We start from the raw sequence: 3,212 nt of genomic DNA on the forward strand, positions 1-3,212 counted from the left end.
GGCCACGGTCTGGCCGTCCACCGCGGTGATCACATCGCCGGCCAGGATGCGGCCGCTGCGGTCGCGCCGGAAGGGCTTGAGCCCGGCGCGGTCGGCCGGCCCGCCCTCGCTCACGCCCACCAGGGCCACGCCCTTGGGCAGACGCAGGGCCTGGGCCAGCTGGGCGCTGCCGGCGGTCACGCCCAGGGCGGGGCGGATGAAGCGGCCGTCCTTGATCAGGCGCGGCACCACGCGGTTGACCTCGTCCACGGGGATGGCAAAGCCGATGCCGGCGCTGGCGCCGCTGGGGCTGTAGATGGAGGTGTTGACGCCGATCAGGCGGCCGGCCGAGTCCAGCAAGGGGCCGCCGGAGTTGCCGGGGTTGATGGCCGCATCGGTCTGGATGGCGCCGCGGATGCTGCGGCGGTTCATGGACTCGATCTCGCGGTTCAGGGCTGAGACGATGCCCGTGGTCAGGGTCTGGTCCAGGCCAAAGGGGTTGCCGATGGCATAGACCTGCTGGCCCACCTGCAGATCGCGGCTGGCGCCCAGGGGAATGGGCAGCAGCTTGTCGCGCGGCGCCTTGATGCGCAGCACGGCCAGATCGCGGTCCTCGAAGGCGCCCACCAGCTCGGCGTCGTAGCTGCTCTGGTCGGCCAGGGTGACCTTGGCGGCATTGGCGCCCTGGATCACATGGAAGTTGGTGACGATATGGCCGGCCTCGTCCCAGATGAAGCCGCTGCCGGTGCCGCGCGGCACCTCGGAGACATTGAGCGAGAAGAAGTCGCGCTGGTAGGCCAGGGTGGTGATGTGCACCACCGAGGGTGAGGCCCGCTTGAACACGCGGATGTGGTTGAGCTCGGCGGCCTCCAGCGGGCCGCGCGGCGTGACCGGGCGGGGCTGCTGGGCCTGGACGGCGCTGCCCAGCGCGAGGGCCAGGCCGAAAAGGATCGAGAGGATGGGAAGACGGCGCATGATGGGCGTAGCCTTAGACTGCGGCCCGATGATAAGACCTGACCCTGGCTCCCGCCATGAACGCCTGGACGCGCTGCGCGGCTTCGCCGTGCTCTGGATGGCGGTCTTCCATTTCTGCTTCGACCTGGCCTGGTTCCGCTATGCCGGCTGGGACTTCTACCGCGACCCCTTCTGGCTGCAGCAGCGCACCGCCATCGTTAGCCTCTTCCTGCTCTGCGCCGGCGCCGGCCAGGCCTGCGCGCTGGCGGCCGGCCAGCCCTGGGCGCGCTTCTGGCGGCGCTGGGCCCAGGTGGCGGGCTGTGCGGTGCTGGTGAGCCTGGGCTCCTGGCTGGCATTTCCGCGCAGCTACATCAGCTTTGGCGTGCTGCACGGCATGGCCCTGATGCTGATCCTGCTGCGCGCCCTGGGCCCGCGCCTGCCCCTGGCCGCGCTCTGGCCCCTGGGCCTGCTGCTGGTGCTGCTGCCCCAGTTCGCGGCGCACCCGTTTTTTGACGCACGCTGGAGCAACTGGGTGGGCCTGGTGACGCGCCGCCCGGTGACCGAGGACTATGTGCCGGTCCTGCCCTGGCTGGGCGTGATGCTCTGGGGCTATGCCCTGGCGCGCTGGCGCCCGGCCTGGCTGGCGGGGGGCATCGTGCCAGGTCTGAGCCCGTTGGCCGTGCTGGGGCGCTGGTCGCTGAGCTTCTACATGCTGCACCAACCCCTGCTGATCGGCGGCCTGTGGCTGTTCCGGCAGGCGACAATAGGGGCATGAGCAGCGCCAACAAAGTACTTTTCGGTTTCCATGCCGTCACCGTGCGGCTGAAGACCGCGCCCGACTCCATCAGCGAGATCCATATCGACACCAGCCGCCGCGACCAGCGCATGCGGCAGTTCGTCGAGCGGGCCAAGGAAGCCGGCGCCAAGCTGCTGGACAGCGATGACGATCGCCTCAAGGCCCTGTGTGGCACCCACCGCCACCAGGGCGTGGTGGCCCGGGTCTCGGCCGTGAGCCAGGCCCGCACCCTGGACGAGGTGCTGGAGGATGTGGAGTCCGCCGAGGACACGCCCCTGATCCTGGTGCTGGACGGTGTGACCGATCCCCACAATCTGGGTGCCTGCCTGCGCGTGGCCGACGGGTCCGGCGCGCATGCCGTGGTGGCGCCCAAGGACCACGCCGTGGGGCTGAACGCCACCGTGGCCAAGGTGGCCAGCGGCGCGGCCGAGACCGTGCCCTATCTGATGGTTACCAATCTGGCGCGCAGCCTCAATGAGCTCAAGGAGCGCAATGTCTGGGTGGTGGGCACCTCGGATCAGGCCGAGAAGTCCATCTACGACCTGGACCTCAAGGGCCCCGTGGCCCTGGTGCTGGGCGCCGAGGGCTCGGGCATGCGCCAGCTCACGGCCAAGACCTGCGATGAGCTGGTGCGCATTCCCATGAAGGGCGCGGTGGAGAGCCTCAATGTCTCGGTGGCTGCCGCCGTCTGCCTCTACGAGGCCCTGCGCCAGCGCGGATAATCCGGCCCCCACACAACGACACTACAAGCCGAGTCCAGCATGGCCGTCATCGAAGTCAAACATCCCCTGGTGAAGCACAAGATCGGTCTGATGCGCGAGGCCGATATGTCCACCAAGAAGTTCCGCGAGCTCACCGGCGAGGTGGCGCGCCTGCTGGCCTATGAGGCCACGGCCGACTTCCCGCTGGAGAAGACCACGATTGACGGCTGGTGTGGCCCGGTGGAGGTAGAGCAGATTGCCGGCCGCAAGGTCACGGTGGTTCCTATCCTGCGGGCTGGTCTGGGCATGCTGGATGGTGTGCTGGACATGATGCCCAATGCCAAGGTCAGCGTGGTGGGCCTGGCCCGAGATCACGAGACCCTGCAGCCGGTGAACTATTTTGACAAGTTCGTCGGGCATCTGGGCGAGCGCACGGCCCTGATCATCGATCCCATGCTGGCCACGGCCGGTTCCATGATCGCGACCGTGGATCTGCTCAAGGCCCGTGGTTGCAAGGACATCCGTGCGCTGGTGCTGGTGGCCGCGCCCGAAGGCGTGGCGGCCCTGGGCAAGGCGCACCCGGACGTGCGTTGCTGGACCGCGGCGATCGACAGCCATCTCAACGAGACCGGCTACAGCATCCCCGGCCTGGGCGACGCCGGCGACAAGATCTTCGGAACGAAAGAGGGCTGAGACAGCCCAGTGGGCTGTCTCAGCCCTCTTTCGAAGTTCGGGGCGCTTCAAACCACCCCTAGCGCCCCCAGCACACCCCCGCCCAGCAC

At 68.7% G+C, this 3,212-nt stretch carries 4 protein-coding genes; 3 read left to right on the forward strand and 1 reads right to left on the reverse strand.

All coding sequences use genetic code 11. The features are described 5' to 3' along the window. On the reverse strand, positions 1 to 954 hold a 954-nt coding region (locus tag ACK5F2_RS14545), incomplete at its 3' end, for a S1C family serine protease (RefSeq protein WP_409865788.1). A gap of 28 nt (positions 955 to 982) precedes the next feature. Here ACK5F2_RS14545 and ACK5F2_RS14550 point away from each other — a divergent pair. From ACK5F2_RS14550 to upp, 3 genes are read left to right on the forward strand one after another with little or no spacing between them, the layout of a single operon-like run. Further along, positions 983 to 1,708: a DUF1624 domain-containing protein gene (locus ACK5F2_RS14550; protein WP_409865791.1), complete on the forward strand. Its 726-nt coding sequence runs from the start codon at positions 983 to 985 to the stop codon at positions 1,706 to 1,708. Then, the gene (rlmB, locus tag ACK5F2_RS14555) at positions 1,705 to 2,451 is read left to right on the forward strand and encodes a 23S rRNA (guanosine(2251)-2'-O)-methyltransferase RlmB (RefSeq protein ID WP_409865793.1); all 747 of its coding nucleotides are present in this window, start codon (positions 1,705 to 1,707) and stop codon (positions 2,449 to 2,451) included. The genes ACK5F2_RS14550 and rlmB overlap by 4 nt, the downstream gene beginning before the upstream one ends. Positions 2,452 to 2,490: 39 nt before the next feature. Further along, the gene (upp, locus tag ACK5F2_RS14560) at positions 2,491 to 3,123 is read left to right on the forward strand and encodes a uracil phosphoribosyltransferase (RefSeq protein WP_409865795.1); all 633 of its coding nucleotides are present in this window, start codon (positions 2,491 to 2,493) and stop codon (positions 3,121 to 3,123) included. The last annotated feature ends 89 nt before the right edge of the window (positions 3,124 to 3,212 follow it).

The organism is Roseateles sp., assembly GCF_046300915.1.
Taxonomy (GTDB): Bacteria; Pseudomonadota; Gammaproteobacteria; order Burkholderiales; family Burkholderiaceae_C; genus Kinneretia.

Coding starts and splice junctions, on each gene's coding strand:
- ACK5F2_RS14550 (WP_409865791.1), top strand. CDS start 983: ATGATAAGACCTGACCCTGGCTCCCGCCATGAACGCCTGGACGCGCTG.
- rlmB (WP_409865793.1), top strand. CDS start 1,705: ATGAGCAGCGCCAACAAAGTACTTTTCGGTTTCCATGCCGTCACCGTG.
- upp (WP_409865795.1), top strand. CDS start 2,491: ATGGCCGTCATCGAAGTCAAACATCCCCTGGTGAAGCACAAGATCGGT.